Source organism: Streptomyces sp. NPDC057253, from assembly GCF_042669125.1.
Classification (GTDB): Bacteria; Actinomycetota; Actinomycetes; order Streptomycetales; family Streptomycetaceae; genus Streptomyces.
This window is the reverse complement of sequence record NZ_JBHUXV010000002.1, coordinates 186,640-211,161: the sequence shown is the minus strand read 5'-3', so window position 1 is coordinate 211,161 and position 24,522 is coordinate 186,640. Positions and strand designations below refer to the sequence as shown.

18 protein-coding genes are annotated in these 24,522 nt (G+C 71.9%); 8 read left to right on the top strand and 10 right to left on the bottom strand.

Features of this window, described 5'->3' with window-relative positions; translation table 11 throughout:
- Positions 1–6: 6 nt before the first annotated feature.
- Complete coding sequence (locus ACFULQ_RS02015) at positions 7–180, bottom strand: hypothetical protein (RefSeq protein WP_383536776.1); 174 nt, start codon at positions 178–180, stop codon at positions 7–9.
- A 273-nt stretch (positions 181–453) separates the two neighbouring features.
- Between ACFULQ_RS02015 and ACFULQ_RS02010 the strand changes: the two genes are divergently transcribed.
- From ACFULQ_RS02010 to ACFULQ_RS02000, 3 genes are all read left to right on the top strand, one after another.
- Positions 454–5,655, top strand: a complete 5,202-nt coding sequence (locus tag ACFULQ_RS02010; protein WP_383536773.1) for a family 43 glycosylhydrolase — start codon at positions 454–456, stop codon at positions 5,653–5,655.
- Positions 5,656–5,844: 189 nt separating this feature from the next.
- Complete coding sequence (locus ACFULQ_RS02005; protein ID WP_383536771.1) at positions 5,845–7,515, top strand: glycosyl hydrolase family 28-related protein; 1,671 nt, start codon at positions 5,845–5,847, stop codon at positions 7,513–7,515.
- The gene (locus ACFULQ_RS02000; protein ID WP_383536768.1) at positions 7,512–8,768 is read left to right on the top strand and encodes an alginate lyase family protein; all 1,257 of its coding nucleotides are present in this window, start codon (positions 7,512–7,514) and stop codon (positions 8,766–8,768) included. The genes ACFULQ_RS02005 and ACFULQ_RS02000 overlap by 4 nt, the downstream gene beginning before the upstream one ends.
- A 9-nt stretch (positions 8,769–8,777) precedes the next feature.
- Here the strand turns inward: ACFULQ_RS02000 and ACFULQ_RS01995 are convergent, their stop codons facing one another.
- Both ACFULQ_RS01995 and ACFULQ_RS01990 read right to left on the bottom strand, forming a co-directional pair.
- Positions 8,778–10,001, bottom strand: a complete 1,224-nt coding sequence (locus ACFULQ_RS01995) for a glucuronyl hydrolase (protein WP_383536766.1) — start codon at positions 9,999–10,001, stop codon at positions 8,778–8,780.
- Between the two features lie 107 nt (positions 10,002–10,108).
- Positions 10,109–10,939, bottom strand: coding sequence for an SAM-dependent methyltransferase (locus ACFULQ_RS01990; protein ID WP_383536762.1), 831 nt, complete (start codon positions 10,937–10,939; stop codon positions 10,109–10,111).
- Between the two features lie 148 nt (positions 10,940–11,087).
- Between ACFULQ_RS01990 and ACFULQ_RS01985 the strand changes: the two genes are divergently transcribed.
- On the top strand, positions 11,088–12,392 hold the full coding sequence (locus ACFULQ_RS01985; protein WP_383536760.1) for a PP2C family protein-serine/threonine phosphatase: 1,305 nt from the start codon (positions 11,088–11,090) through the stop codon (positions 12,390–12,392).
- A gap of 1 nt (position 12,393) precedes the next feature.
- Here the strand turns inward: ACFULQ_RS01985 and ACFULQ_RS01980 are convergent, their stop codons facing one another.
- Complete coding sequence (locus tag ACFULQ_RS01980; RefSeq protein ID WP_383536757.1) at positions 12,394–12,792, bottom strand: ATP-binding protein; 399 nt, start codon at positions 12,790–12,792, stop codon at positions 12,394–12,396.
- A gap of 305 nt (positions 12,793–13,097) precedes the next feature.
- On the opposite strand from ACFULQ_RS01980, the gene ACFULQ_RS01975 reads away from it, so the two are divergent.
- The 4 genes from ACFULQ_RS01975 (at position 13,098) to ACFULQ_RS01960 (ending at position 15,947) form a co-directional block, all read left to right on the top strand.
- The gene (locus ACFULQ_RS01975; RefSeq protein WP_383536755.1) at positions 13,098–13,973 is read left to right on the top strand and encodes a helix-turn-helix domain-containing protein; all 876 of its coding nucleotides are present in this window, start codon (positions 13,098–13,100) and stop codon (positions 13,971–13,973) included.
- On the top strand, positions 13,970–14,221 hold the full coding sequence (locus tag ACFULQ_RS01970; RefSeq protein ID WP_383536752.1) for a DUF397 domain-containing protein: 252 nt from the start codon (positions 13,970–13,972) through the stop codon (positions 14,219–14,221). The genes ACFULQ_RS01975 and ACFULQ_RS01970 overlap by 4 nt, the downstream gene beginning before the upstream one ends.
- A gap of 106 nt (positions 14,222–14,327) precedes the next feature.
- On the top strand, positions 14,328–15,146 hold the full coding sequence (locus tag ACFULQ_RS01965; RefSeq protein WP_383536749.1) for an SAM-dependent methyltransferase: 819 nt from the start codon (positions 14,328–14,330) through the stop codon (positions 15,144–15,146).
- 60 nt (positions 15,147–15,206) lie between these two features.
- Positions 15,207–15,947 carry an SDR family NAD(P)-dependent oxidoreductase gene (locus tag ACFULQ_RS01960; RefSeq protein WP_383536747.1) on the top strand — a complete coding sequence of 247 codons (741 nt, stop codon included), beginning with the start codon at positions 15,207–15,209 and terminating at the stop codon, positions 15,945–15,947.
- An 11-nt stretch (positions 15,948–15,958) separates the two neighbouring features.
- Here ACFULQ_RS01960 and ACFULQ_RS01955 read toward each other — a convergent pair whose 3' ends face one another.
- The 6 genes from ACFULQ_RS01955 to ACFULQ_RS01930 all read right to left on the bottom strand — a co-directional run bounded on the left by ACFULQ_RS01955 (position 15,959) and on the right by ACFULQ_RS01930 (position 24,404).
- The gene (locus ACFULQ_RS01955) at positions 15,959–17,149 is read right to left on the bottom strand and encodes an FAD-dependent monooxygenase (protein ID WP_383536744.1); all 1,191 of its coding nucleotides are present in this window, start codon (positions 17,147–17,149) and stop codon (positions 15,959–15,961) included.
- Positions 17,146–18,585 carry an MFS transporter gene (locus tag ACFULQ_RS01950; RefSeq protein WP_383536826.1) on the bottom strand — a complete coding sequence of 480 codons (1,440 nt, stop codon included), beginning with the start codon at positions 18,583–18,585 and terminating at the stop codon, positions 17,146–17,148. Before ACFULQ_RS01950 ends, ACFULQ_RS01955 begins: the two co-directional genes overlap by 4 nt.
- Before the next feature lie 78 nt (positions 18,586–18,663).
- A complete protein-coding gene (locus ACFULQ_RS01945; protein WP_383536742.1) occupies positions 18,664–19,344 on the bottom strand; it encodes a response regulator in 681 nt (226 codons plus the stop codon).
- Positions 19,341–20,687, bottom strand: coding sequence for a sensor histidine kinase (locus ACFULQ_RS01940; RefSeq protein WP_383536739.1), 1,347 nt, complete (start codon positions 20,685–20,687; stop codon positions 19,341–19,343). Before ACFULQ_RS01940 ends, ACFULQ_RS01945 begins: the two co-directional genes overlap by 4 nt.
- A gap of 7 nt (positions 20,688–20,694) precedes the next feature.
- Positions 20,695–22,941, bottom strand: a complete 2,247-nt coding sequence (locus tag ACFULQ_RS01935; RefSeq protein WP_383536736.1) for an MMPL family transporter — start codon at positions 22,939–22,941, stop codon at positions 20,695–20,697.
- Between the two features lie 218 nt (positions 22,942–23,159).
- Positions 23,160–24,404 carry an ROK family protein gene (locus ACFULQ_RS01930; RefSeq protein WP_383536735.1) on the bottom strand — a complete coding sequence of 415 codons (1,245 nt, stop codon included), beginning with the start codon at positions 24,402–24,404 and terminating at the stop codon, positions 23,160–23,162.
- Positions 24,405–24,522 lie beyond the last annotated feature (118 nt).

Genomic DNA, 24,522 nt, shown 5'->3' with positions numbered 1-24,522 from the left:
GGCTCACTACCGGCGCCCGCGGACGTTCCAGCCGCTGCCGACGCCGGCCAGATGGAGGGCGAGCACCATCAGGCCGAGCAGCATGATGTTGGTCGACGTGAAGGTGTCGTTCGTCGAGATGTCCGCGGCGTTGATCAGAAAGGAGATGAAGAACAGGACCGCGGAGATGATGGCGAGCATGGTGCCATCCCTTCGAATGAAGGTCATGACGTGCGGATGTCTGAGGTCATGACGTTGAGTACCCCCCGATTGCCCCCAACTCCGTTGGGCATGCCGGGAAATGAGTCATGTTCGACTGGTCGGACATTGTTCGAAACCTCTTGACGCCCCCACGGAGTGCGATTGACACTCTCGCAACACGACGTCACACAGCCGAAACGGCGGGTGCCCACGGCCGAGGCACCCCCATGCCCGGCGCCGGGACCCCGCCATGTCTCAGCAGGGAAACCCCACATGACGTACTTCGCACGTCCGCGCATCCGCGCGAGACGCCGGGCGGGCCGCCTCACCGGTCTGACCGCCGCGGCACTGTTCCTGGGCCTCACCGCACCCGTGGTTCCCGCGCAGGCGGCGGACACCACGGACCTCACCGACGGCCTGGCCCTCTGGTACAAGCTGGACGCCGCCTCCGGCAGCACCGTCGCGGACGCCTCCGGCCACGGCCGCGACGGCAGCGTGATCGGCACGGCCGACTGGTCGGCCCCCGGGCAGGGGCTCGCCTTCAACGGCTCCGACACCTACATCAAGGTGCCCGACGACGTCATGAAGGGCATGACCTCGATCAGCGTCTCGGCGGACGTGTGGCTCGACCCCGCCCAGAGCACGCCGTACTTCATCTACGGCTTCGGCAACTCCAGCGGCAGCACCGGCAACGGCTACCTGTTCGCCACCGGGAACTCCCTGCGCACCGCGATCGCGAGCGGCAACTGGTCGACCGAGCAGAACACCCGGCCCACCGACTCGCACAACCTGGCCCGCGGGGTGTGGAAGCAGCTCACCTACACCCAGACCGGCACCACCGGCATCCTCTACGAGGACGGTGTCGAGGTCGGCCGCAACACCTCGGTGACCATCACCCCCGGTTCCATCGGCTCCGGCACGACCACCGCCAACTACATAGGCAGGTCGGTCTACTCCGGCGACAAGCTGTTCAAGGGCCGAATCCGCGACTTCCGGGTCTACGACCGCGCCCTGGACCCCGCCGAGGTCGACGAGCTGACCCTGCCGATCGCCGCGGAGGGCGTCGCCGCCGACAAGGCCGCCCTGAGCCTCGGCGACACCAGCGCGGTCACGGCCGACCTCGCCCTCCCCAAGTCCGGCACGGCGGGCGGGTCGACGATCACCTGGGCCAGCGACAACCCCGGCGTGGTGTCCGACACGGGCAAGGTCACCCGCCCCGCCGCCGGTGAACCCGACGGCCACGCCACGCTCACGGCGACCCTGAGGAAGGGCTCCGCGACCGACACCAAGAGCTTCGACGTCACGGTCGTGGCGGACTTCGACGACCAGACCGCGACCGACCGGGCCACCGAGAACCTCGTCGTCCGCAATGTCGACGACGTCCGCGGCAACCTGACCCTCCCGTCCCGGGGCGACTACGGCACGGCCGTCTCCTGGTCCTCCGCCGACCAGGACGTCGTCGCGGACGACGGCGTGGTCCACCGCCCCGCGCACGGCGCCGGCGCCACCACCGCCGAGCTGACCGCCACCGTCACCAAGGGCACGGCGAAGGCGACCCGCACCTTCACCGCCAAGGTCCCCGAACTCCCGGCGAAGGAAGCCCTCAAGGGCTACATGTTCAGCTACTTCACCGGCGAGGGCACCTCCGACGGCGAGCAGCTCTACGCCGCGCTCAGCAAGGGTGACGACCCGCTGAAATGGCGGGAGTTGAACGACGGCAAGCCGGTCCTGACCTCCACGCTCGGCGAGAAGGGCCTGCGCGACCCGTTCATCATCCGCTCCCCCGAGGGCGACAAGTTCTACCAGATCGCCACCGACCTCCGGATCTACGGCAACGGCGACTGGGACGCCGCCCAGCGCACCGGCAGCAAGTCCATCATGGTCTGGGAGTCCACCGACCTGGTGCACTGGACGAACCAGCGCCTCGTCAAGGTGTCCCCCGACAGCGCGGGCAACACCTGGGCGCCGGAGGCGTTCTACGACGCCGAGCGCGGCGAGTACGTGGTCTTCTGGGCGTCGAAGCTGTACGACAACGAGGCGCACTCCGGCGACACGTACAACCGCATGATGTACGCGACCACCCGCGACTTCTACACCTTCAGCGAGCCCAGGGTCTGGATCGACCGCGGCTACTCGGTCATCGACTCCACGATGATCCAGCACAACGGCACCTACTACCGGCTGTCGAAGGACGAGCGGAACAACTCCTCCTCCACGCCCAACAGCAAGTTCATCTTCGAGGAGAAGAGCGACTCGATCCTCGATCCGAACTGGACCGCGGTCGCCGAGGGCATCGGCAAGGGCGCGATGAGCGCCGCAGAGGGGCCGTTGGTCTTCAAGTCGAACACCGAGGAGAAGTGGTATGCCTTCCTCGACGAGTTCGGCGGCCGCGGCTATATCCCCTTCGAGACGACGGACCTCGACTCCGGCACCTGGACGCCGGTCGCCGACTACGACCTGCCGGCCAGGCCGCGCCACGGCACGGTCCTGCCGGTCACCCAGGCCGAGTACGACCGGCTGCTGCGCGCCTATCAGCCCGACCAGCTCGTGGAGAGCGTCGAGGCCATCGAGGTGAAGACGCGGATCGGTGAGGCACCCGTCCTGCCCGCCACCGTGATCGCCACGTACGCCGACGGCGTCAGGCGTCCCGTCGCGGTCACCTGGGAGGACGTCCCGGCCTCCCGGTACGCGCAGGCCGGCACCTTCACCGTCACCGGCAGCCTGCCGGACGGCAACGCGATCCCGGTCCGGGCGGAGGTCACCGTGTCCGAGGAGGGCCCCGACGTCCCGGCCGACCTGCTGCTGCACTACGGCTTCGACGAGACGTCCGGAAACATCGCGGTCGACTCCAGCGGACACGGCTACCACGGCACCTACGTCGGTGTGCCCGGCTTCGGCACGGGCGTGCAGGGCGGCTCCTTCAAGATGTCGGGAGACGCGACGGGTTCGCCGTACGTGAGGATTCCGAACGGTGTGCTGAGGAACGCCGGCAGCGTGACCGTGTCCACCTACGCCAAGTGGAAGGGCGGCAGCAGCTTCCAGTGGCTGTTCGGGCTCGGCCCCGACAGCGACAAGTACCTGTTCGCCACCCCCTCCAACGGCGGCAACAGCCTCTACTCGGCCATCACCAAAGCGAGTTGGTCGGCCGAGTCGAAGCTGACGGCCGGCTCGCAGCTCACCCCGGGCCAGTGGCGGCACGTCACCGTCACCCTCGACGGTGCGACCGGCGCGCTGGTCCTCTATGTCGACGGCGTCGAGGCGGCCCGTACGACGACCACCATCAAGCCGTCCGAGCTGTACGACGCGGACAAGGACTACAGCGGCTACATCGGCAGGTCCCTGTACGCGGCCGACCCGTCCTTCGGCGGCGAGGTCGACGACTTCCGCGTCTACGACCGTGCCCTGAGCGCCGCCGAGGTCATGGAGCTCAGCGGCAACACCGCGGGCATCGCGAAGGCCTCGCACCCGGCGCTGAAGGTCGACGCCGTCGTCGACGACGCCGGCAGCAAGGTCACGCTGCCGATGAAGGAAGGCACCGATCTCACGGCGCTGGCACCGGAGTTCACCCTCGCGCACGGGGCGGCGATCAGTCCCGCCTCCGGCAGCGTGCAGGACTTCAGCAAGCCGGTGACCTACGAGGTGACGGGGTCCGACGGCAAGAAGCGCAGCTGGACGGTCTCGGCGGTCGTCATGAAGAGCCCGGTACTGCCCGGTCTCAACGCCGACCCGAACATCGTGCGGTTCGGCGACACCTTCTACCTGTATCCGACCACCGACGGCTTCGAGGGCTGGAGCGGTACGCAGTTCAAGGCGTACTCCTCCACCGACCTGGTCCACTGGAAGGACCACGGCGTCATCCTGGACCTCGGCCCCGACGTCTCCTGGGCCGACAGCAGGGCCTGGGCACCGACGATCGCCGAGAAGGACGGCAAGTACTTCTTCTACTTCTGTGCCGACGCCAACATCGGTGTGGCGGTGTCCGACTCGCCGGCCGGTCCGTTCAAGGACGCGCTGGGCCAACCCCTGCTGAAGGCGGGCCAGTTCAGCGGCCAGATGATCGACCCGGCCGTGTTCACGGACGACGACGGGCAGTCGTACCTCTACTGGGGCAACGGGCACGCCTACGTGGCGCCGCTGAACGCCGACATGACCTCGCTCGACCTGACGAGGATGAAGGACATCACGCCCAGCGGCTACAACGAGGGCACGTTCGTCATCAAGCGGGCCGGAACCTACTACTTCATGTGGTCGGAGAACGACACCCGCGACGAGAACTACCGCGTCGCCTACGCCACCGGCCCCTCCCCCACCGGACCCTGGACCAAGCGGGGCGTGATCCTGGAGAAGGACCTCTCGCTCGGCATCAAGGGCCCCGGCCACCACTCGGTCGTCCAGGTGCCGAACACCGACGACTGGTACATCGCCTATCACCGGTTCGCGATCCCCGGCGGTGACGGCACGCACCGTGAAACGACCCTCGACAGGCTGGAGTTCGACGCCGACGGAATGATCAGGAAGGTCGTGCCCACGCTGACGAGCATCGACCCGGTGAGCGTCGTGCACGCCGGTGCTGACACCGGCGGCGAGGAGGGCGAGGCGATCGCCCTGCACGGCACCCACTCCGGGGCGGGCAGCCCACAGTGGACCGTCGAGGCGGGTGCACCCTGCACCTTCGCCGACCCCGGCTCGGCGGCCACGACGGTGACCTGCACCGACGACGGCACCTGGACGGTCACCCTGACCGGCGGCCGCAGCAGGGACACGGCGACGGTCAAGGTGGCCAACGCGGCACCGGCCCTCACCTCCGTCACCGGTCCGCAGTCCCCGGTGCCGGTCGGCGGGCGCGCGGTCGTCACGGCCGAGTTCAGCGACCCGGGTACGAGCGACACGCACACCTGCGTGGTCGACTGGAAGGACGGGAGCGCGCCGGCGTCCGGCAAGGTCACCGCCTCGGGCTGCCGGGCCGAGCACACGTTCGCCAAGGCCGGGATCCGGCGTCCGGTGGTCACGGTCACCGACGACGACGGCGCCTCGGACAGCAGGACGCTCCCGGAGCTGATCGTCTACGACCGCTCCGCCGGTCCGGCGCTCGGTGCCGGTGTCGTCGGCTCCCCGACCGGCGCCTACCCGGCCGGGCCGGACCTGACGGGCAAGGCCGCCTTCTCCTTCGCGGCGGCCTATCTGCCGGGCCTGGTGACGCCGGTCGGCGAGGTCTCCTTCGACTTCGGCCCGGCCAGGCTGAAGTTCCGCTCGACCGCCTCCGACTGGCTGGTAGTGACCGGCTCCCAGGCCGTCTACCAGGGGTCCGGCACGGTCAACGGCCGGAGCGGGTACGGCTTCCGGGTCACCGCCACCGACGCACCGGACACCTTCCGCCTCCGGATCTGGAAGAAGGCGGGCGGTGAGGTCGTCTACGACAACCTGACCGGCGCGAAGGTCACCGGCGTCGTGGCGGTCGGCAGGAGCGGCCGGTAGTACCGCATCACAGAGCCCCGTCGACAGCCGCCTGTCGACGGGGCTCTGCCGTGCCCGGTTCAGGGATCTGACCCATCAACCCCTGCGCAACCTCTTTCGCACTGCACAACGTCGTGGCATGCTCACCGCTCGACGCACTCATGAACGTCGTTCACATCCATGAAAGCTCCATGGGAAGGGCGATCAGACATGAACGAATTCGATGTCATGGGCATGACCAGACGGTCGATGCTGGGAAGCGCCGTCGCCGTGGCCCTGACCGCCGGAACCACCGGAACCGCGTCGGCAGCCCAAGCGGCCCCCCTCTGGCGGGAGTACCGACGCACTCCTTTCACCCACCCCCAGATCCCGTACGTCGGACGAGCCGGCTGCCACGGCGGGGCGGAGCGCCTCCCGCGCCGACGGGTCGTCGCCGACGTCCGCGACTTCGGCGCCGTGGCGGACGGCTCCACCGACTCCGCCCCCGCGATCAACCGTGCCATCGCCGCCGCCGGAAGGGCCGGCGGTGGCACGGTCACCATCCCTCCGGGCACGTTCCGTATCGACGACGTCATCCGCGTCAACCACTCGAACGTGATCCTGAAGGGCGCCGGCAGCGGCCGTACGACGTTGTACGCGACGAAGAACCTCACCGAGCTCATCGGCACGTACGGCTCGCGCTACGGCGGGGACAAGTCGTCGTGGTCGTGGGCCGGCGGGCTGATCTGGCTTGCGCCGAGGGCCCGTTGGGAGTCCCTCGTCGCGGCGATCCGGGCCAGGGCGTGGCCCTTCGAGGGCTGGACGGGCAACCGGCGCGACGAGTGGCGGACGCTCACGACGGTCGCCCCGGCCCGGCAGGGCTTCTGGAGGGTGCGGGTCGCCGACGCCTCCGCACTGCGTCCGGGCGCCCTGGTCCTCCTCCGCCTGGCGGACGACGCCGACCACACCCTCCTGGAGCACATGTGCGGCGGCGGCCCGGGGCCCGAGGCCTACTTCTGGGACGACAAGACGAAGCTGACGTCGTACGTTCCCTACGAGTGGCCCGTCCGCATCGCCCACGTCCACGGCCGTGAGGTCACCCTCGAACGGCCCCTGCCGCTCGATCTGCGTCCGGAGTGGCAGCCGCAACTGACCACACATGTACCGGAGTTGAGCGGATCGGGGGTCGAGGGGCTGACCCTGGAGGCGGTCGAGACCCCGCAGCAGCCGCATCTGCTGGACAAGGGGCACAACGGTGTCGTGCTCCAGTGCGCGTACGACTGCTGGGTCGACGACGTGACGGTCCGTCATGTCGACAACGGCTTCGGCCTGGTGGCCGCCTCCGCCTGCACCCTGCGCCGCACGCGGGTGGCCGGCCGTGGCTCCCATCACCCCTACTTCTGCCGCGAGGGTTCGCACGACAACCTCGTCGAGGACTTCACCATCGAGGAGCGCACCAGCCCGGCGCCCGCGGGCACCCAGCTGCACGGCATCAACGTCGAAGGGCTGTCGTCGTACAACGTCTGGTCGCGCGGGGACATGCGGATGGGCACCTTCGACAGTCATCGCGGCCTGCCCTTCGCCAATGTGCGCACCGACATCACCGTCAACAACAACGGCCGCCACGGCGGGGACGCGAGCGCGGGACCCCTGTTCGGCGCCCGGTTCACGCACTGGAACGTCCGGGTCACCAACGGCCGCGCGGGGCTGGTGAAGATCGACGGCCTGGCCCCGTACTCGGCGACCGTCGGCATCGACGAGGTCAGGGAGTTCGACCAGATCGACGTGCCCGACTTCACGGGCGATCTGCACACGCGCCTGGAGCTGTACGGCAGTCCGGGGGCGGTGCGCCCGCGGAACCTGTACGAGGCACAGCGTGGGCTCAAGGGGGCGGTCCGATGAGTGCGCGCTCCCGGCTGCTCGTGCTGCTGACGTCCCTGGCCGCGTTCACATCGGTCCTCTCGGCTCCGGTCACAGCGCAGACCTCGGTCCCTCACACCGTGGTCCTGGACGGCGCCCGTCTCCAAGCCACCAAGCAGCGCCTGCCTGCTGATCCTCAACTGCGCTCGGCGGTCCGGGCGTTGAGGACCCGCGCCGACAAGTGGCTGGACCAGGGCCCCTGGACGGTCGTCGACAAGCCCCGGCCCGCCCCCGGCGGCGATGTCCACGACTACCTGAGCCAGGCCCCGTACTGGTGGCCGTCCAAGTCCCCGACCGCCGACAACCCGTGGGGCTGCCCCTATGTGCAGCGTGACGGCGAGCGCAATCCCGAGGTCGACTCCGGCACCGACCGCCAGGACGTCGAGAAGACCTTCGACTCCGCCTACGACCTCTCCCTCGCCTGGTACTACACGGGCCGGAAGCAGTACGCCGAGAAGGCCGGGCAGGTGCTGCGCACCTGGTTCCTCGATCCGGCCACGCGGATGAACCCCCACCTGGAACACGCCCAGTTCATCCCCTGCAAGTACGACGGCCGCGCCATCGGCATCATCGACTTCTCGCAGTCCTACACCAGCGTGATCGACGCGCTCGCCCTGCTGAACACCGGTGCGCCGGGATGGAGCGGGAAGGACCGCACCGGCATGGCGCGGTGGAACAGCGACTTCCTCGGCTGGCTCAGGGACAGCGACTTCGGCAAGCAGGAGGGCGCCGCCGCCAACAACCACGGCACCTTCTACGACCTGCTGGTGGCCGGTCTCGCCTGCGCCACCGGCGACAAGGCGCTGGCCCGCCGGACGGTCCTCGACGCCCGGAGCAGGCGCATCGCACCCCAGATCGCGGCGGACGGCAGCCAGCCCCAGGAGCTGACCCGCACCCGGAGCTGGCACTACTCGACCTTCGACCTGGTCGCCTACACCCGGCTCGCGGCCATCGGCCGACACATCGGCGTCGACCTGTGGGCCTATCAGGGCCCGGAAGGGCAGAGCCTGTTCAAGGCGGTGGACTATCTGCTGCCCGCGGCGACCGGAGCCGCCCCCTGGCCGCATCCGGAGCTGGAGTTCCTCCGGTACGCGGCCACCGACGTGGTGCACGCGGCCGCCGACGCGGGTGACGCACAGGCGCGCAGGGCCGTTCCGCGGTTGGAGTCGCCGCCCGGCGGCGACCTGTGGGCGCTGCGCCCGGCGGCGGAACAGCTGGACTCCATCGCGGGGTGAGGGCTGCCGTCAGGACGTCGACAGGTCGATGGCCCGGTCGACGTCCTGCGGCCGCAGCACCCGCAGAATGCCTTCGAGCAGGTAGTAGTCGGCGTACGGCAGCGAGATCTCGATGCCGTCCTCGTTCGGCCGGTTGCGGGTGCAGCGGGCCACGACCGCCTCCGCACGGGCCGAGTTCCGGGTCAGACAGGTCTCCGCCAGCGCGGTGAGCAGCCGCAGTGCCACGTCCCGGTAGGAGCCGCGCCCGGTGGCCGCGGACAGGTCGAGCAGCCCGCAGGCCATGATCGCGCCGGCCGACGCGTCCTTGATGTCGTACGGCTGCTGCGGCGCCCGGTAGTCCCACACCGGGACGTGGTCCGGGCCGAGCGCGCCGATCGCGAAGTCGGCGAGTCTGCGGGCGGTGGTCAGGAACTCGCGGTTCCCGGTGCGCCGGTACATGGTGGTGAAGCCGTAGACGCCCCAGGCCTGCCCGCGCGACCAGCAGGAGGTGGGGCTGTAGCCCTGGACGGTGTTCGGGCCGAGCGGTGCCCCGGTGTCCGGGTCGAAGTCGTAGACGTGCGGGGTCGAGCCGTCGGGGCGCGGGAAGACCCGCTGGGCGGTCTTCGCGTGCTCCGCGGCGATCTCCAGGTATCTGCTGTCGCCGGTCTCCCGGCTCGCGAAGGCCAGGAGGTCGAGGTTCATCATGGTGTCGATGATCACCCGGCCCGCGTTCTTCGGATCGGTGAGCGCGCCCCAGGCCCGGATGAAGCGGCCGCGCGGGTTGTAGCGCCGGGTGAGGGAGTCGGCCGCCTGGAGGGCACCCGCCCGCCAGGTCTCGTCGCCGGTCAGCCGCCAGGCGGTGACCCAGGACGGGTAGAAGAGGAAGCCCAGGTCGTGGGTGCCGGTGTCGTACTGGCGCGGGGCCAGTTTCGCCGCGGAGGCCAGGGCCCAGGTGCGGAAGTCGTCGTCGCCGCTGTGCAGCCACGCCATCCACAGGGTGCCGGGCCAGAAGCCGCCGACCCAGTCGCCGTTCTGCGAGTAGGTCCACTTCTCGAACTTGGTGCCGACGGGGAACGCGGTCACGGTCGGTGCGACCGCGCGGAGCTTCTCGACGGCGTAGTCGGCGGCCGCGCGCAGCGTACGGGGGCCCGGTGCGGCGGCCGCTGCCGGCGTCGAGGACGCTCCGGTCATCGCGACACCGGTCACCGCGGCACCGGTCGCCGTGGCCAGGACGGTACGGCGGGAAACGGTCATGCTCACGCCTCCAACTCGGTGAGGGGGCCTCGGAGTTGATCGAGCGTGGCACAGCAGGGGCACGGCTGTACACCCACGTGAGCAATGTTCAAGTATGTGAATGCGCGTCAGTCGCTCTTGCGGCCGACCCCCGCGTACACCCAGAACTCCGACGGGTTGCGCGGCACGTCCTCGTCGACGTCCGGGCGCCACAGCGGGACGTGGACCAGACCCGGTTCCGTCAGGTCGAAGCCGGTGAAGAGGTCCTGGATCTCGTCGTGCGAGCGGACCGTGACCGGTGAGGTGGCCCGGGAGCGGTACAGCCGGGTGACGGCCGCGGCCGTGTCCGGGCGGTCCTGGTTGGTCGCGTGGGACAGAGCCAGCCAGCCGCCCTCCGGCAGGGCGTCCCGGAAGGCGGCGACGATGCCGGCCGGGTCCTCCTCCGCCGTGACGAAGTGCAGGATCGCGACCATGAGCACGGCGACCGGCTGATCGAAGTCGATCAGCTCGCGCACCTGCGGCGAGGACAGGATCTCGGCGGGGCGCCGGATGTCGGCGTCGACGATGGCGGCGTGCGGGTTGTCGGCCAGCAGGGTGGTGCTGTGGGCGACGGCCACCGGGTCCTTGTCGACGTAGACCACCCGGGCGCCCGGGCTCGCCGCCTGCGCGACCTCGTGGACGTTGCCCTGCGTCGGGATCCCCGAACCGAGGTCGATGAACTGCCGCACGCCGGTTCCGGCCAGGAAGCGCACCGCCCGGCCGAGGAAGGCGCGGTTGGCCCGGGCGAGCATCCGCGCCTGCGGGTCGATGGCGGTGACGGCCGCCACCGCCTCCCGGTCGATGGCGAAGTTGTGCTCCCCGCCCAGCATCGCGTCGTACATCCGGGCTACGCTCGCCTTGTCCGGATCGGCCTCCGGTGGCAGAGCAGCCAAGTCGGTCACCGGAACGTCCTTCCCCATCCAGGCACTTGACGCCTCATCATATAGTTGCCGTTCCACGCCAGGCGATCAGCCGTCCCCCGCCGGATGCCCGCCCTCCCCCGCCCGGAAAGGCCCTACGACCCTGCGGAACGAACCGCACAGACATCTCGACGACACCCCCACCGCCGTGCCCCCGCCCCGGCGTTCGCCCTTCTCGCCCGCGGCCGACGTCATCGGCTCGGAACTCGACCTGGGGCTGACCGGCAGCCATGTCGTGCACGCGCTGACGCCCGGTTTCTGCGACGCGGCGTCCCTGTACCTGCTGGAGCGGTGGCGCCGCGAGGAGACCACGTACACGGGCGCGGACCCCGCCCAGATCGAGGCGCGCCGGCTGGCCCTGCGGGTGGGCACGGACGCGCCCGAGTCCTGGGAGCGCTCCCTCCCGGTCGGCGAGGTGCTCGTCTTCCCCCGCGCGACGCCGTACGCCCGCGCCCTGGTCGACGGGCACGCCCAGTTGCTCGACTCGGTCGACGAGCACACGGCCGAACGGCTCGCCGTGTCCGCCGGTGAGGACGCCCGGCTCGGCGAACTCCTCAAGGCGCGCTCGTTCCTCGTGGTGCCGCTGCGGCTGCGGGGCGGGGCCATCGGCTTCGTCGCCTGCTCGCGCGGGCCGGGACGGGGGCCGTTCCTGACCGCGGAGATCGCGGCCGTGGAGTCGCTGGCCGCCCGGGCCGCGGTCGCCCTGGACAACGCGCGCCGCTACGAGCACGAGCGCCGCACCGCCCTCGCCATCCGCAACAGCCTGCTGCCGGGCACCATCCAGGAGGTCGAGGGCTGTCGCATCGCCCACGCGTCCCTGCCCGCGGGACAGGGCTCGATCATCGGCGGCGACTGGTTCGACGTGCTCAGACGCCCGGGGGACCGGGTCAGCCTGATCGTCGGGGACGCGATGGGGCACGGACCCGAGTCGGCCGTGGCCATGATCCAGCTGCGGACCGCGGTACGCACCCTGGCGGGACTCGACATTCCCCCCGCCGATCTCGTACGACGGCTCGACGCGCTCGCCAGCGAGACCCCGGGCGCCTCCTTCGCGACCTGCATCTACGCCGAGTGGGACGCGCGCAACCACACCTGCACCCTGGTGGGCGCCGGTCACCCTCCCCCGCTGCTGCGCGGCCCGGACGGCCGGACCGCCCCGGTCGCCCTGGTCGGCGCGGGCCTGCCGCTGGGGCTCGGCGCGGGCAGCTACGAGCCGACCGTGCTCAGCATCGAGGACCCGGCTCTGCTCGTGCTCTACAGCGACGGACTGGTCGAGTCCCGGGACGCCGACATAGACCAGGAGATCGCCCGCCTCGCCGGGGCACTCGACGCGGCCGTCGACCACGACCCGCTGCCCTCCCTGTGCCGACGGCTGCTGCACGCCGCCTCCGACCCGGCCGGGGCGGACGACCGCACCCTGCTGCTCGCCGAACTCACGCCGATCGTGGGTTAGTTCAAGCCGTCAGATTCGCCCATACGGCGTTTCCTCCGGTCAGTCTGGAGCGGTCCACCCCCCAGGTGTCCGCGAGCTCCTCCACCAGGAACAGCCCCCGCCCGCCCTCGTCGTCGGGTCCGGCCCGGCACCGGCGCAGTCTGGGCCCCGAGTGGTCGTGATCGTGCACCTCCAGCCGGAGGATCCCCTCGGTGACCATCCCGATGCCGCACAGGATGCGGGCGCTGAGGGTGTGGCACACCGCGTTGGTGGCCAGTTCCGACAGCAGCAGGACCGCGTCGGAGCGCAGTTCACCGGGCAGGCTCCAGGACTTGAGCCGGGTGCCGACGGAGCGGCGGGCGACCCCGACGCTGGAGCGGTGCGCGGGAAGTTCGATCCAGTGGGTTCGTTCCTGGTCCACGGCGTCTAACAGCTGAGGGGACGAAGTCGTGTGGGGGGACACGGTGTTGGCCTTCCGTGGGGGCGGCGGCGCGGCCGGGCGAGACGCATCGGGGGTCGGAGTCGGTGCCAACCAGCCGGAGGGTAGGGGCGGTTGACGTCACGTGCGCGCGTTCGGCGGCACGGGTCGCACAAGCAATCATGCTCGCACCCCAGTTCAACCTGCAACCAGCTCCCTGATAATTTCATCCAGCCGGTATCGGTCTGGTCGCGTCAGCAAGTCGCTGTCAGACTCGGGCCGGTGACAGCCCCTCAGGAGGTCAGGACGTGAGCGAAGGCCGTACGGGCACGGGTGGCGCCAGTGCTCCCACCGTGCTGCGCATGATCCTGGGCCGGCGCCTTCAGGAGCGGCGGCAGGATGCGGGCAGGTCGCTGGACGACGCGGCCAAGGCGCTGCGGGTGACCTCGCTCACCATCCGCCGTCTGGAGAAGGCGGAGGTCGCGCTCAAGCCGCTGTACGTGGAGAAGCTGCTGGAGACCTACGGGGCCGAGCGGCAGGAGATCGACGAGTTCGTCGTGCTCGCCGAGCGGGCCAACGAGCCCGGCTGGTGGCACACCTACCGGGACGTGCTGCCGAACTGGTTCAGCGCCTACGTCAGCCTGGAGGCCGGGGCCCGGACCCTGCGCACCTACGAGCCCCACTACGTGACGGGGCTGCTCCAGACCGACGCGTACGCGCGCGGAGTGCTGCGCGGCGGCTTCCCGAACGAGGCGGACGAGGACCTCGGCAGGCGCGTGGACCTGCGGCTGCGCCGCCAGAGCCTGCTGGAGAGACCCGACGCGCCCACGCTGTGGGTGGTGATGGAAGAGGCCGTACTGCACCGGGTGGTCGGCGGCCCCGAGGTCATGCGGGAGCAGATCGAACGGCTCCTGGAGATCGCGGAGCTGGAGCACGTCAGCGTCGACGTGGTGCCGTTCACCGCCGGTGCCCATGTGGGCGCCTGCGCCCCGTTCACCTACTTCCGCTTCGAGGAACCGGAGCTGCCGGACGTCGTCTACACCGAGGTCCTCACCGGCGCGATGTACCTGGACCAGCGCGCGGACGTGGCGGCGCATCTGGAGGCGCACAACCGCATGTCCCTGCTGACCTCGGACGCGGACAGCAAGGCGCTCCTGAACCGCATGCGCAAGGAGTACTCATGACCAGCACCGACTGTCACGTCTACAACGGGATGCCGGCCACCGAACTCGGCGAGCAGGGCTGGGAGTCGCCGTGGAGCGGTCCCAACGGCGGCCAGTGCGTGCAGACCAAGCGGCTGGCCGACGGCCGGGTGGCGCTGCGGCAGTCGACCGATCCGGCCGGACCCGCGCTGATCTACACCCCGCAGGAGATGGCCGCGTTCGTCGCGGGCGTCAAGCGGGGCCTCGCCGACCATCTGACGGCCGGCTGACCCCGGCCTCACCGCCGTCCGACGACCGACCCATGACCCGAGCCGGACCTGCCCCCGGCAGCGACCTGCCCGACACCCCCCACGCACACCACCTGAAAGGGACAGGATGAACGACTCGCACGCCGCGCGGGAGATCGACACCAGCCGGCCGCACTCCGCCCGGATGTACGACTACTACCTCGGCGGCAAGGACCACTTCGACGTCGACACCAAGGCGGCGGAGACCGTCGCGGCCACCTACCCCGGCATCTTCACGTGCGCCCGCGAGATCCGGTCCTTCATGCACCGCGCGACCCGGGTCCTCGCCCAGGAGTACGGCGTGCGCCAGTGGCTGGACATCGGCACCGGCATCCCCACCGAGCCGAACCTGCACCAGGTCGCGCAGTCCGTGGCGCCCGAGGCACGGGTCGTCTACGCCGACAACGACCCCCTGGTCCTCAAGTACGCCGAGCGCCTGATGCGCAACACGCCCGAGGGCCGCACGGCGTACGTCCAGGGCGACTTCACCGACCCCGAGGCCATCCTCGGCTCCCCCGAGCTGGCCAAGACCCTGGACCTGAACCGGCCGGTCGCGCTGTCCCTCAACGCCATCCTGCACTTCGTCCCGGACGACCGGGACCCGTACGGCATCGTCGCCCGCCTCATGGACGCCCTGCCCTCGGGCAGCGCCCTGGCCGTCAGCCACTGCACGGGCGACTTCGCCCCGGAGCTGTGGGCGAAGCTGGTCGGCATCTACGCGGCCGCCGGCACCCGGGCCCAGGTGCGCAGCAAGGAGGAGGTGGCCCGCTTCTTCAAGGGCCTCGACCTGCTCGACCCGGGCATCTCCCTGACCCACCGCTGGCGCCCGCAGGACCCGCAGGGCACGGCCGCGGAGCCGACGGACGCCGAGGTCAGCGCGTGGGCCGGGGTGGGCATCAAGCCGTGACGCGGTGACGGCGGTGTGCGCGGGGCGGGTCGGTTCCGTGCCGTGACAAGATCCACTGTCATGAGCATCGAAGAACAGGACCGGCCCGTCGCCCTGGTCACCGGGTCCACGTCCGGGATCGGGGAGGCCGTCGTGCGGCGCCTCGCGGCGGACGGGGCGCTGGTCGTCGTGCACTCGCGGCGCAGCGCCGAGGCCGGGCAGGCGCTGGCCGCGGAGCTCGGCGGGTCGTACGTCCAGGCGGACCTGGGGGTCGAGGCGGAAGCCCGCGGGCTCGTCGAGACGGCACTGGCTCGGTTCGGGCGGCTGGACGTGCTGGTGAACAACGCGGGCATCAGTCGGCCCATCCCGCACGCGGACCTCGCGGCGGCGACTCCGGCGGACTGGCGGCAACTGCTGGAGGTCAACCTCATCGCGCCCTGGGTGCTGTGCACGGCGGCCCTTCCGGCGCTACGGCGCTCCCCGGGCGGTGGCTGCATCGTCAACATCACCAGCCACGCCGGCGTACGCCCCAAGGGGTCCTCGGTGCCGTACGCGGCGAGCAAGGCGGCGCTGAACCACGTGACCCGGCTGCTCGCGGCCGCGCTCGGGCCCGAGGTGCGGGTGAACGCGGTGGCCCCCGGTCTGGTGGACACGCCGATGACGAAGGACTGGGCCGCGGCCCACGAGCTGTGGCGCGACCGCGCCCCGATGCACCGCCCGGCCCGGCCGACCGACGTGGCCGACCTGGTGGCGTCGGTGATCGCCAGCGGCTATCTGACCGGCGAGGTCATCGTGCTCGACGGCGGCCTGAACCTGACCTGAGGGCCCGCTTCTCACGGCGTCGGCGCGAAGTCCGGCAGCCTCAGGGCCGAATACTCCGGTCGTACGGTCGCCGAGGGCAGGGTGACCAGGCCGCGCAGTCTGGCGTTGCGCTGCTCCAGGGCCCCGGCCGTGACGGGAAACAGGGTGGCTCCGCCGTTGTCGACCAGCGCCTGGTTCATGGCCACGAACGCGCGAAGGTCACGCTCGTAGGCGGCGAAGGCGAGGCTGTGATCCCGGTACCTGGCAAGGGCGTCGGCGAGCATGTAGGCGCCGGCCAGCGCGAGGCTCGTGCCCTGGCCGGTGAGGAACGAGGGGGCGTACGCGGCGTCGCCGACGAGCGCGACGCGACCGTGGCTCCAGCGGGGCATCCGGATCTGGGCGGCCGTGTCGAAGAACAGGTCGTCCGCGTCGCGCAGGGCGTCGACCAGCCGCGGCACCTCCCATCCGGCACCGGCGAACGCCGCGGCGACGAGGGCCCGTTGGGCGTCGGGGTCGCCCAGGACGTCGAGCGGTGGTTCCGGGCGGTGAAAGGTCAGGAAGGCGTGCGCCTCAGCGCTGTCCTCGACGGCGTAGAGAGCCGCGGCTCTCCCGGGGCTGTTCCACAGCACGAGCTCGTGGGAGAGGCCGAGGGTGTTCGGCACGGTGAACAGGGCGAAGCACTGGCCGAGATGGCGGTGGAAGCGTTCCTCGGGTCCGAACACGGCCTCCCGGGTGTCCGAGTGCGTCCCGTCGGCGCCGACCACCAGGTCGAACCTGCGCCGCCGCCCGCTGCGGAACGTGACGTCGACCCCGTCCGCGCCCTGGTCGAGGGTGTCGACGGAGTCGCCGTACAGGAATTCCACCTCGTCGCGGACGGCCGCGTGCAGGAGGCCCGCCAGATCTCCCCGCCGCACCTCCAGGTCCTGTCCGTCGAGCCCGCCGTCCACGGCCCGCGGGTCGAGCGAGGCCACTTCACCGCCCTCGGCGTCGAGGAACGTGCAGCGACGCGAGTGGATGTGGGCGTCCCGCAGCCGGGGCAGGACGCCCATGCGGCGGACCACCTCGATCGCGGTGCCGCGGACGTCGATCGGGTAGCCGCCGTGGCGCACCGCCTCGGCCCGCTCCACCACGGTCACCGCGCATCCGGTCCGGTGCAGCCAGTACGCCAGCGCGGGCCCGGAGATGCCTGCCCCGGAGATCAGTACAGAGCGCTCGGGTGTCATGCCCGGGTTCCCTTCTTCAGGTGGCGGACGACGAGCAGTGCCAGTGCGGCGACAAAGCCGCAGACGGCGAACCCCGTGGTGAAGGCCGCTTCCGCGGGCAGGCCCGTCACCGGGTCGGCTCCGGCGTCGAGGATCGCGCCGCCGATCTGGACGCCCAGGGCGACACCGATCACCCGGGTCACCACGAGCAGGCCGGTGGCGATGCCGGTGTCCTCGGCCCCGACGGTGGTCGCGGCCCCGGCGAGCAGCGCCGTGGTGGCGACCCCCGCGGCGAGCGCGGTCAGCGCCTTGGCGAGGACGAGCTGCCACACCTCGGTGTGCAGCAACGCCAGCACGGTCATCGTGGCCGCCGTGAGGAGGGTGCCCGCGACGACCGCGGCACGGGGACCGAAGCGCCGGGCGGCGATCCCGCCGACCGAGTCGCTCACGGCTCCGACGACGGCGCCGGGCAGCAGGAACAGTCCGATGTCGGTCGTTCGGACTCCGAAGCCGTATCCGTCGGCCGGCAGCGCGAACAGCTGCGGGAGCAGGAAGACGACCATGCCCGAGGTGGTGCAGATGAGCAGCGTGAGCACGCTGGAACGCCACATCGCGGGCAGGGCCAGCATGCGCAGATCGACCATCGGCGCGGCCGCCCGGCGCTCGACCACGACCCATGCGGTCGCGAGGGCGGCCACCACCAGGGCGAACGCGCCGACGGCGAGGGGCGGCAGGCCGTTCGTCGCCCGCACGAGTCCGACCATGAACGTGAGCAGGGCGCCGCTCAGCAGGACCGCGCCGAGCCAGTCGATCCCGTGGTCCGACGGGGTCGGCGGATCGTGCGGCAGCAGCCGCGCCACGACACACGTCAGCACGGCGATCGCGAGGGTAGGCAGGGCGAACATCCAGTGCCAGGACAGCCGTTCGGCGAGCGGGCCCGCCGTCGAGGTCCCCACGACGCCGCCGCCGGTGAACAGCGCGACGACCAGTCCGATCGCCGTCTGGGACGCGCCCGGCGGGAGGTGCTTGCGCACGAGGATGAAGGACAGCGGCAGCACTCCCACCATGGCGCCCTGCAACACCTGGCCGAGCAGCAGCAGCGGCAGACCGGGCGCGAGGGCGGCCAGCAGGCCGCCGGCCGACACCACGGCCATCAGCCGGGTCAGCACCCGCTTGCCGCCGTAGCGGTCGCCGAGTGCGCCCGCGACGGGGGTGACGACCGCTCCGGTGACGAGTAACGCGTTGGCGACCAGGGCTCCTTCGGCGGGGCTGACCCCCAACTCGGCCTGGAGCAGCGGGAGTGCGGGCTCGACCACGGACTGAAGGGTGCCGAGGGCGAGGGCCAGGAGGCCGAGGGCGCCGATCGCCGGGCCGCCGATGCGGGGCGGGGAAACCAGGGGTGGTGCCAGTGTGGACACAGTCGTCCCTTTCGTGGGTGGGGGCCGGCACAGGGACATGCCGGAGGGGCGCGCCGCGGTGTCGTGGCGCACGGGGGTGCGCCGCCGTTCAGGGGGCGCGGTCGGCGAGTGGGAGGGCTACGGCCTGCGGTCGGGGCCGGGGTGGGCCAGGCCCGTCCGGTAGGCGATGACGACCAGTTGGGCCCGGTCCCGGGCGTCCAGCTTCGTCATGGCGCGCTGGACGTGGGCGCGGACGGTGAAGGGGCTGAGGAACATGCGCTCGGCGATCTCCTGGTTGGACAGGCCGGTCGCGACCAGGGCCACCATCTCGCGTTCGCGCGGGGTGAGGAGGGCGAGTTCCTCGGGGTCCCGCGCCGGGGTGTCGTCCGCGGTGGCCAGGAACCGGGCGACCAGGGAGCGGGTCGCGGCGGGCGACAGAAGGGTGTCGCCGTCGGCGATCGTGCGGACGGCGGTCAGGAGGTCCTCGGCCCCGATGCCCTTGCCGATGAACCCGCCCGCTCCCGCGCGCAGCGCCTGGGCGACGTACTCGTCCGTCTCGTAGGTGGTGAGGATCAGGATGCGGCAGGCGCGCAGTTCCGGGTCCGCGCAGATCTGTGCGGTCGCGGTGAGACCGTCCACCTCGGGCATCCGGATGTCCATGACCACCACGTCGGGGCGCAGCTCCCGGGTGAGTCGCACGGCCTCCCTGCCGTCGGCGGCCTCGCCGACCACGGTGATGTCGTCGGCGGATTCGAGGAGCAGCCGGAAGGCCCCGCGCAGCAGCGCCTGGTCGTCGGCGAGGAGCACCCGGAGCGTCACCGCGGGTCCCCCGCCGCCGTGTCGCCCGCCGCTCCGTCGGCCGTCCGCCGCGCGGCCGACTTGGCGGACGGCAGGGGCAGTTCGGTGGAGACGAGGAAGCCGCCCTCCGGGCGCCGGCCCGCGAAGAGGTGTCCGCCGACGGCCGTGGCCCGTTCCCGCATCCCGATGAGCCCGTAGCCGGACGGCCGGTCCGCGGCCGCAGGGCCGTCAGGCCTCGCTGCCGGGGTCGACGTCGGCCGGGCGCGCCCCTCCCGTGCCGCGGACCGGTCCGGTCCCGGGGCCGCGGTCGGCGCCGGGCGGGCGCTGCCTCCGTCGTCGGCGACGGTGATGGTCACGCGGTCCCGGTTCCAGACCAGGCGTACCCGGGCGCTGCCGGTACCGGCGTGCTTGGTCACGTTGGTCAGAGCCTCCTGGACGATGCGGTAGGCGGTGAGGTCCACTCCCGGTGGCAGCGCCGTGGCGGTGCCCTCCTGGTGCAGCGACACCTCAAGGCCCGCGCGGCGGAAGGATGCGAGGAGCGTGGGGAGCCGGGCCAGCCCGGGCGCCGGTTCGGCGGGCGCGGGGGCGTCCCCGGACTGGCGGAGCAGACCGACCGTGGCCCGCAGGTCGTCGAGCGCGTCGCTGGTGGTCCGCACGAGTTCCGTGAGGCTCCTGCGGGTCTGCTCGGGGCGGGTGTCGAAGAGGTGGGCGGCGACCGTGGCCTGGGCGTTGGCCAGGGTGATCTGATGGGCCACCAGGTCGTGCAGCTCGCGGGCGATGCGCACCCGCTCCTCGGCCACCCTGCGCCGCGCCTCGCGGTCCCGGCTCTCCTCGGCCCGCCGGGCCCGCTCCTCCACGGCCGCGAGGTAGGCCCGCCGGTTCTGCACCGAGTGCCCGAGGACGCCGGCCACCAGCGGGAACGCCGCCACCGCGCCGACCCTGCTCGCGTCCTGCCACGACAGGGCCCCGAACAAGGGGGTCGAGGCGACGAGCAGTGCCGCGGAGATCAGCGCCACCGCGCTCACCGTGCGGCGTTCGGTGCGGGCGGTGAGCGCGTAGGAGTAGGCGGCGAACACGGCGGGGGCGGCGATGAGCGGGCTCAGCAGCAGGCCCAGGAAGGGCGCCAGAACGGCGCTCGCCGTCGTGACCGCCATGGTGGCCACGGGCGCCCGGTGCCGCAGCGGCAGCACGGCACAGGACACCACGGCGATGACATAGGCGGCCGCGGACGGCGCCGACAGGGTGCTGCCGTCGTCCTGCACCACTCCGCCGAGGAGACACAGCGCGAACGCCGTCGCCGTGACCGCCGCTTCCCGCCACCGCGCGCCGCGCGAGCGCGGGCGACCGCCGGCCGTGTCCGTCATGGCGGCCTCAGTCCCGGCCGACGGGGAGACGCCGTGCGCCTGCGTCCGGGTCGGCCGCGGGGGCCGGGACAGGACGGCTCAGTGTCTCTCCCTCGAGGTCCGCGTTCGGCAGCACGCGGTTCAGGATACGAGGCAGCCACCAGGCCCGGTGGCCGAGCAGTGCCAGGACCGCCGGTGCGATCGCCATCCGGACCACGAAGGCGTCGAAGGCGACGGCGGCGGCCAGTCCGACACCCATCGTCTGGATGGTCGGGCTGGTCATCCCGATGAATCCGGCGAACACGCTGATCATGATGACGGCGGCCGCGGCCACCACCCGTCCGCTGTGCCGGAAGCCCTGGACCACCGCCTCGCCGGGAGCGGCGCCATGGACGTGGGCCTCCCGCATCCGGCTGAGGAGGAACACCTCGTAGTCCATCGCGAGGCCGAACACGATGCCGATGACGAGGATGGGCATCAGCGACATCACGGGTCCGGTCTGCTCGATGCCCAGCAGGTCGGCCGCCCAGCCCCACTGGAACACGGCGACGAGGACGCCGAAGGCGGCTCCCACCGACAGCAGGAAGCCCAGCGCGGCCTTGACCGGGACCAGGACCGAGCGGAACACCACCGTGAGCAGGAGCACCGCCAGGCCGATCACCACCGTCAGATAGGGCACGAGGGCGTCGGACATGGCTTCGGAGATGTCGATGTTCATCGCGGTGGTGCCGGTCACCAGGACCGCGGCGCCGGTGTCGGCCTCGACGGTCCGGGCCGCGTTGCGGAGCGTGTGCACGAGGTCCTTGGTCTCGCCGCTGTTCGGCGCGGTCCGCGGGACGGCGGTGAGGACGGCCGTGTCCTCGGTCCGGCTGAGCACCGGTGCCCCGACCGAGGCGACCCCGTCGACGTCCCGTACGGTCCGGGCGACCAGGTCGGTGGTGGCCCGGGGGTCCGCGGACGGCGGCAGGTCGACGACCACGGTCAACGGGCCGTTGAAGCCGGGACCGAAGCCGTCCGAGAGCAGGTCGTAGGCGCGGCGCTGGGTGGTCTGGACCGACTTGGACTCGTCTCCGGGCAGCCCGAGTTCGAGGCTCAGCGCGGGGAGGGCGACCGCGCCGAGACCGAGTCCGGCGACCATCAGCACGGCCAGCGGCCGGCGCAGCACGAACCGCGCCCAGCGGGTGCCGAGTCCGGGCCGGCCGGACGTGCCGGGCAGGTGGTGGGGGCGTCGTGGGTTTCCCGGTCGGGCGGCCTTGCGGGCGGCCCGGGAGAGCACGCGGCGGCCGAAGAAGCCGAACAGCGCGGGGACCAGGGTCAGCGCGACGAGCACGGCGAGGGCCACGGCGCCCGCGCCGCCCAGGCCCATCCTGGTGAGTTCGGGGATGCCGACGACCCCCAGCCCGGCCAGCGCGATGACGACGGTGGCGCCGGCGAAGACGACGGCGGATCCGGCGGTGCCGACCGCCCGGCCGGCGGCCTCCTCCGGCTCGCTGCCCTGGGCGCGCTCGTCACGGTAGCGGGAGGTGATGAAGAGGGCGTAGTCGATGCCGACCGCGAGGCCGAGCATCAGGGCCAGGATGGCGACGGTGGACGTCAGGCCCAGCGGCACGGCGAGTGCGGAGACCAGGCCGAAGGCGATGGCCACGCCGACGAACGCGGTCACCAGGGAGAGTCCGGCCGCGACCAGCGAGCCGAGGGCGAGGACCAGGACCACGGCCGCCACGACGACCCCGATGATCTCGGTCGTGCCGCCGGGTTCCTCCTCCGCGTCGAGGGCCGACCCGCCGATCTCCACGGTCAGCCCCGCGTCCCGGGCCCGGTCGGCGGCGTCCTCCAGGGCGCTCTTCGTCGACGCGGTCAGGTCGACGGCGTCCGCGGTGTAGGTGATCGTCGAGTAGGCGACGGTGCCGTCCTCGCTGACGGCTCCGGTCTCATAGGGGTCGGTGGTCGAGGCGAGTTGGCCGCCCGCGTCCAGCGAGCCGAGCGCCTGCTCGACGGCCGCCTTGTTCTCCCGGGCCGTCACGCGCTGGCCGTCCGGGGCCCGGAACACCAGACGGGCCTCGGCGCCCTGGGAGTTGCTCTGCGGGAAGCGTTCGTCCAGCAGGTCGAACGCCTTCTGCGACTCGGTGCCGGGCATGGAGAGGTCCTCGTCCTCCGCGGCCGGCGCCAGGGCGGCGGCGCCGACCGCCAGTACCAGGGCGCCGAGCCAGAGGGCGCCCACGAGCCGGCGCCGCCGGAAGGCCCACCGTCCGATCCGGTAGAGAAATGCAGCCACCTGTCGATCACTCCAGAGTCCGCTGGGAAGAGGGGATGCGCGGGATCCGCACGTCCTCAACCCTTCCGTCCGGCGCCCCGCCGGGCATCGTCCTGCGCAGCCGACTCCCCCTGGTGCGAACGGACCGGCTCCGCACCGGGTCCTGGTGCGTACGCACCAGGCCGGTCGTCCGGAGTCGCGGTGTGCTCACCCGTGCCAGGACCGCGGACCGCTCCGGCTCAGCCGGTCACGTCCGTCAGCATCCGCCAGCCCGGCGCGTAGTTCCCGTGCAGCACGAGTGACGCGGCCCCGACCGCGCCCACCGTCTCGCCGATCACGCTCTGCTCGACGGCGACCGAGCGGATCGTACGGGCGACGGAGGTGCGGTTGACGGCGGCCTCGACCTCCTCGCGGACGATCGGTTCGATGCCGCGCAGCGCCTCGCCGCCGAGGACGACCCGGCTGACGTCGAGGAGGCTGGCGGCGCCGCGCGCGGCCTCGCCGATACGGCGCGCGGCCCGTCGTACGACATCGCGGGCGTCGGCGTCGCCCGCGCGGGCGGCTCGGCGCAGGGCCTTCCAGTCGTCGTGCACGGTGTCGGGCGTGCCGGTCAGGCCGATGCGGTCGGCCGCGGTAGGGCCGTGCAGGCGCAGCAGGTCGTCGATGATCGCGGCCGGGCTGACGTACGGCCCGAGGCAGTCCAGGGCGCCGCAGTGGCAGACCCGGTCGCCGGGCTCCACCGCCATGTGGCCGAACTCGCCCGCGTTGCCCGAATCGCCGTGCAGGACGGTGTTGTTGAGGACGATCCCGGCGCCGACTCCGGTGCCGAGGTAGAGGAACAGGAAGCTGCCCGCGCGGTCGGCGCCGCCGATCCAGCGCTCGCCGATGGCGGCGGCGGTGGCGTCGTTGTCGAGGGCGACGGGCAGGCCGGTGGCCTCGGCGAACATGTCGGCGAGGGGGACGCGGCCCCAGCCGGGGAAGTTCGGCGGGGAGACCACCGCGCCGGTGGTGCCGTCGAGGGGGCCGGGCGCGGCGATGCCGAGGCCGAGCAGGCGGGTGCGGTCCACGGCGCTGCGGTCGAGGAGGCGTCCGGTGGTGCGGGCGACGCGGTCCACGACGTCGGCCGGGTCGCCGGGGTCGGTGAGCCGGAGGCGGCGGCTGCCGATCACCTCGCCGGCCAGGTCGACCACCACGATGACGGCGGCGTCGGGGTCGAGGTGGACGCCGACCGCGCAGGCGCCCTCGGCCCGGAGGGTCAGCAGGGTGCGGCGCTTGCCACCGCTGGAGGGGGCCTGCCCCGATTCCGCGACCAGGCCGGCGTCGAGGAGCTTGCGGACGACATTGGAGACGGTCTGGTTGGTCAGTCCGGTGAGCGCGGCCAGCTCGACCCGGCTCACCTGGCCCGTGGTGCGGATGGCGTCCAGGACGACGGCCTGGTTGTAGCCGCCGACCCTCGGCAGATTCGTCCCGCTGAGCATGGTCATCCGATCCCCTCACCTCCGCCGCGTGCGGCGCCCCAGGACGAAAGTTTACATACTCGAAGCATTGACTTCATCCATCAAATGGATTTAGCTGACGCCCACAAAATCCGGCCGTCAAGGC

What these genes read in the sequence shown, in the direction of transcription:
- ACFULQ_RS02015 (WP_383536776.1), bottom strand. Translation starts at nt 180, where the DNA reads ATGCTCGCCATCATCTCCGCGGTCCTGTTCTTCATCTCCTTTCTGATC.
- ACFULQ_RS01995 (WP_383536766.1), bottom strand. Translation starts at nt 10,001, where the DNA reads ATGACCGTTTCCCGCCGTACCGTCCTGGCCACGGCGACCGGTGCCGCG.
- ACFULQ_RS01960 (WP_383536747.1), top strand. Translation starts at nt 15,207, where the DNA reads ATGAGCATCGAAGAACAGGACCGGCCCGTCGCCCTGGTCACCGGGTCC.
- ACFULQ_RS01965 (WP_383536749.1), top strand. Translation starts at nt 14,328, where the DNA reads ATGAACGACTCGCACGCCGCGCGGGAGATCGACACCAGCCGGCCGCAC.
- ACFULQ_RS01970 (WP_383536752.1), top strand. Translation starts at nt 13,970, where the DNA reads ATGACCAGCACCGACTGTCACGTCTACAACGGGATGCCGGCCACCGAA.
- ACFULQ_RS01940 (WP_383536739.1), bottom strand. Translation starts at nt 20,687, where the DNA reads ATGACGGACACGGCCGGCGGTCGCCCGCGCTCGCGCGGCGCGCGGTGG.
- ACFULQ_RS02005 (WP_383536771.1), top strand. Translation starts at nt 5,845, where the DNA reads ATGAACGAATTCGATGTCATGGGCATGACCAGACGGTCGATGCTGGGA.
- ACFULQ_RS01990 (WP_383536762.1), bottom strand. Translation starts at nt 10,939, where the DNA reads ATGGGGAAGGACGTTCCGGTGACCGACTTGGCTGCTCTGCCACCGGAG.
- ACFULQ_RS02010 (WP_383536773.1), top strand. Translation starts at nt 454, where the DNA reads ATGACGTACTTCGCACGTCCGCGCATCCGCGCGAGACGCCGGGCGGGC.
- ACFULQ_RS01930 (WP_383536735.1), bottom strand. Translation starts at nt 24,404, where the DNA reads ATGACCATGCTCAGCGGGACGAATCTGCCGAGGGTCGGCGGCTACAAC.
- ACFULQ_RS01950 (WP_383536826.1), bottom strand. Translation starts at nt 18,585, where the DNA reads ATGTCCCTGTGCCGGCCCCCACCCACGAAAGGGACGACTGTGTCCACA.
- ACFULQ_RS02000 (WP_383536768.1), top strand. Translation starts at nt 7,512, where the DNA reads ATGAGTGCGCGCTCCCGGCTGCTCGTGCTGCTGACGTCCCTGGCCGCG.
- ACFULQ_RS01955 (WP_383536744.1), bottom strand. Translation starts at nt 17,149, where the DNA reads ATGACACCCGAGCGCTCTGTACTGATCTCCGGGGCAGGCATCTCCGGG.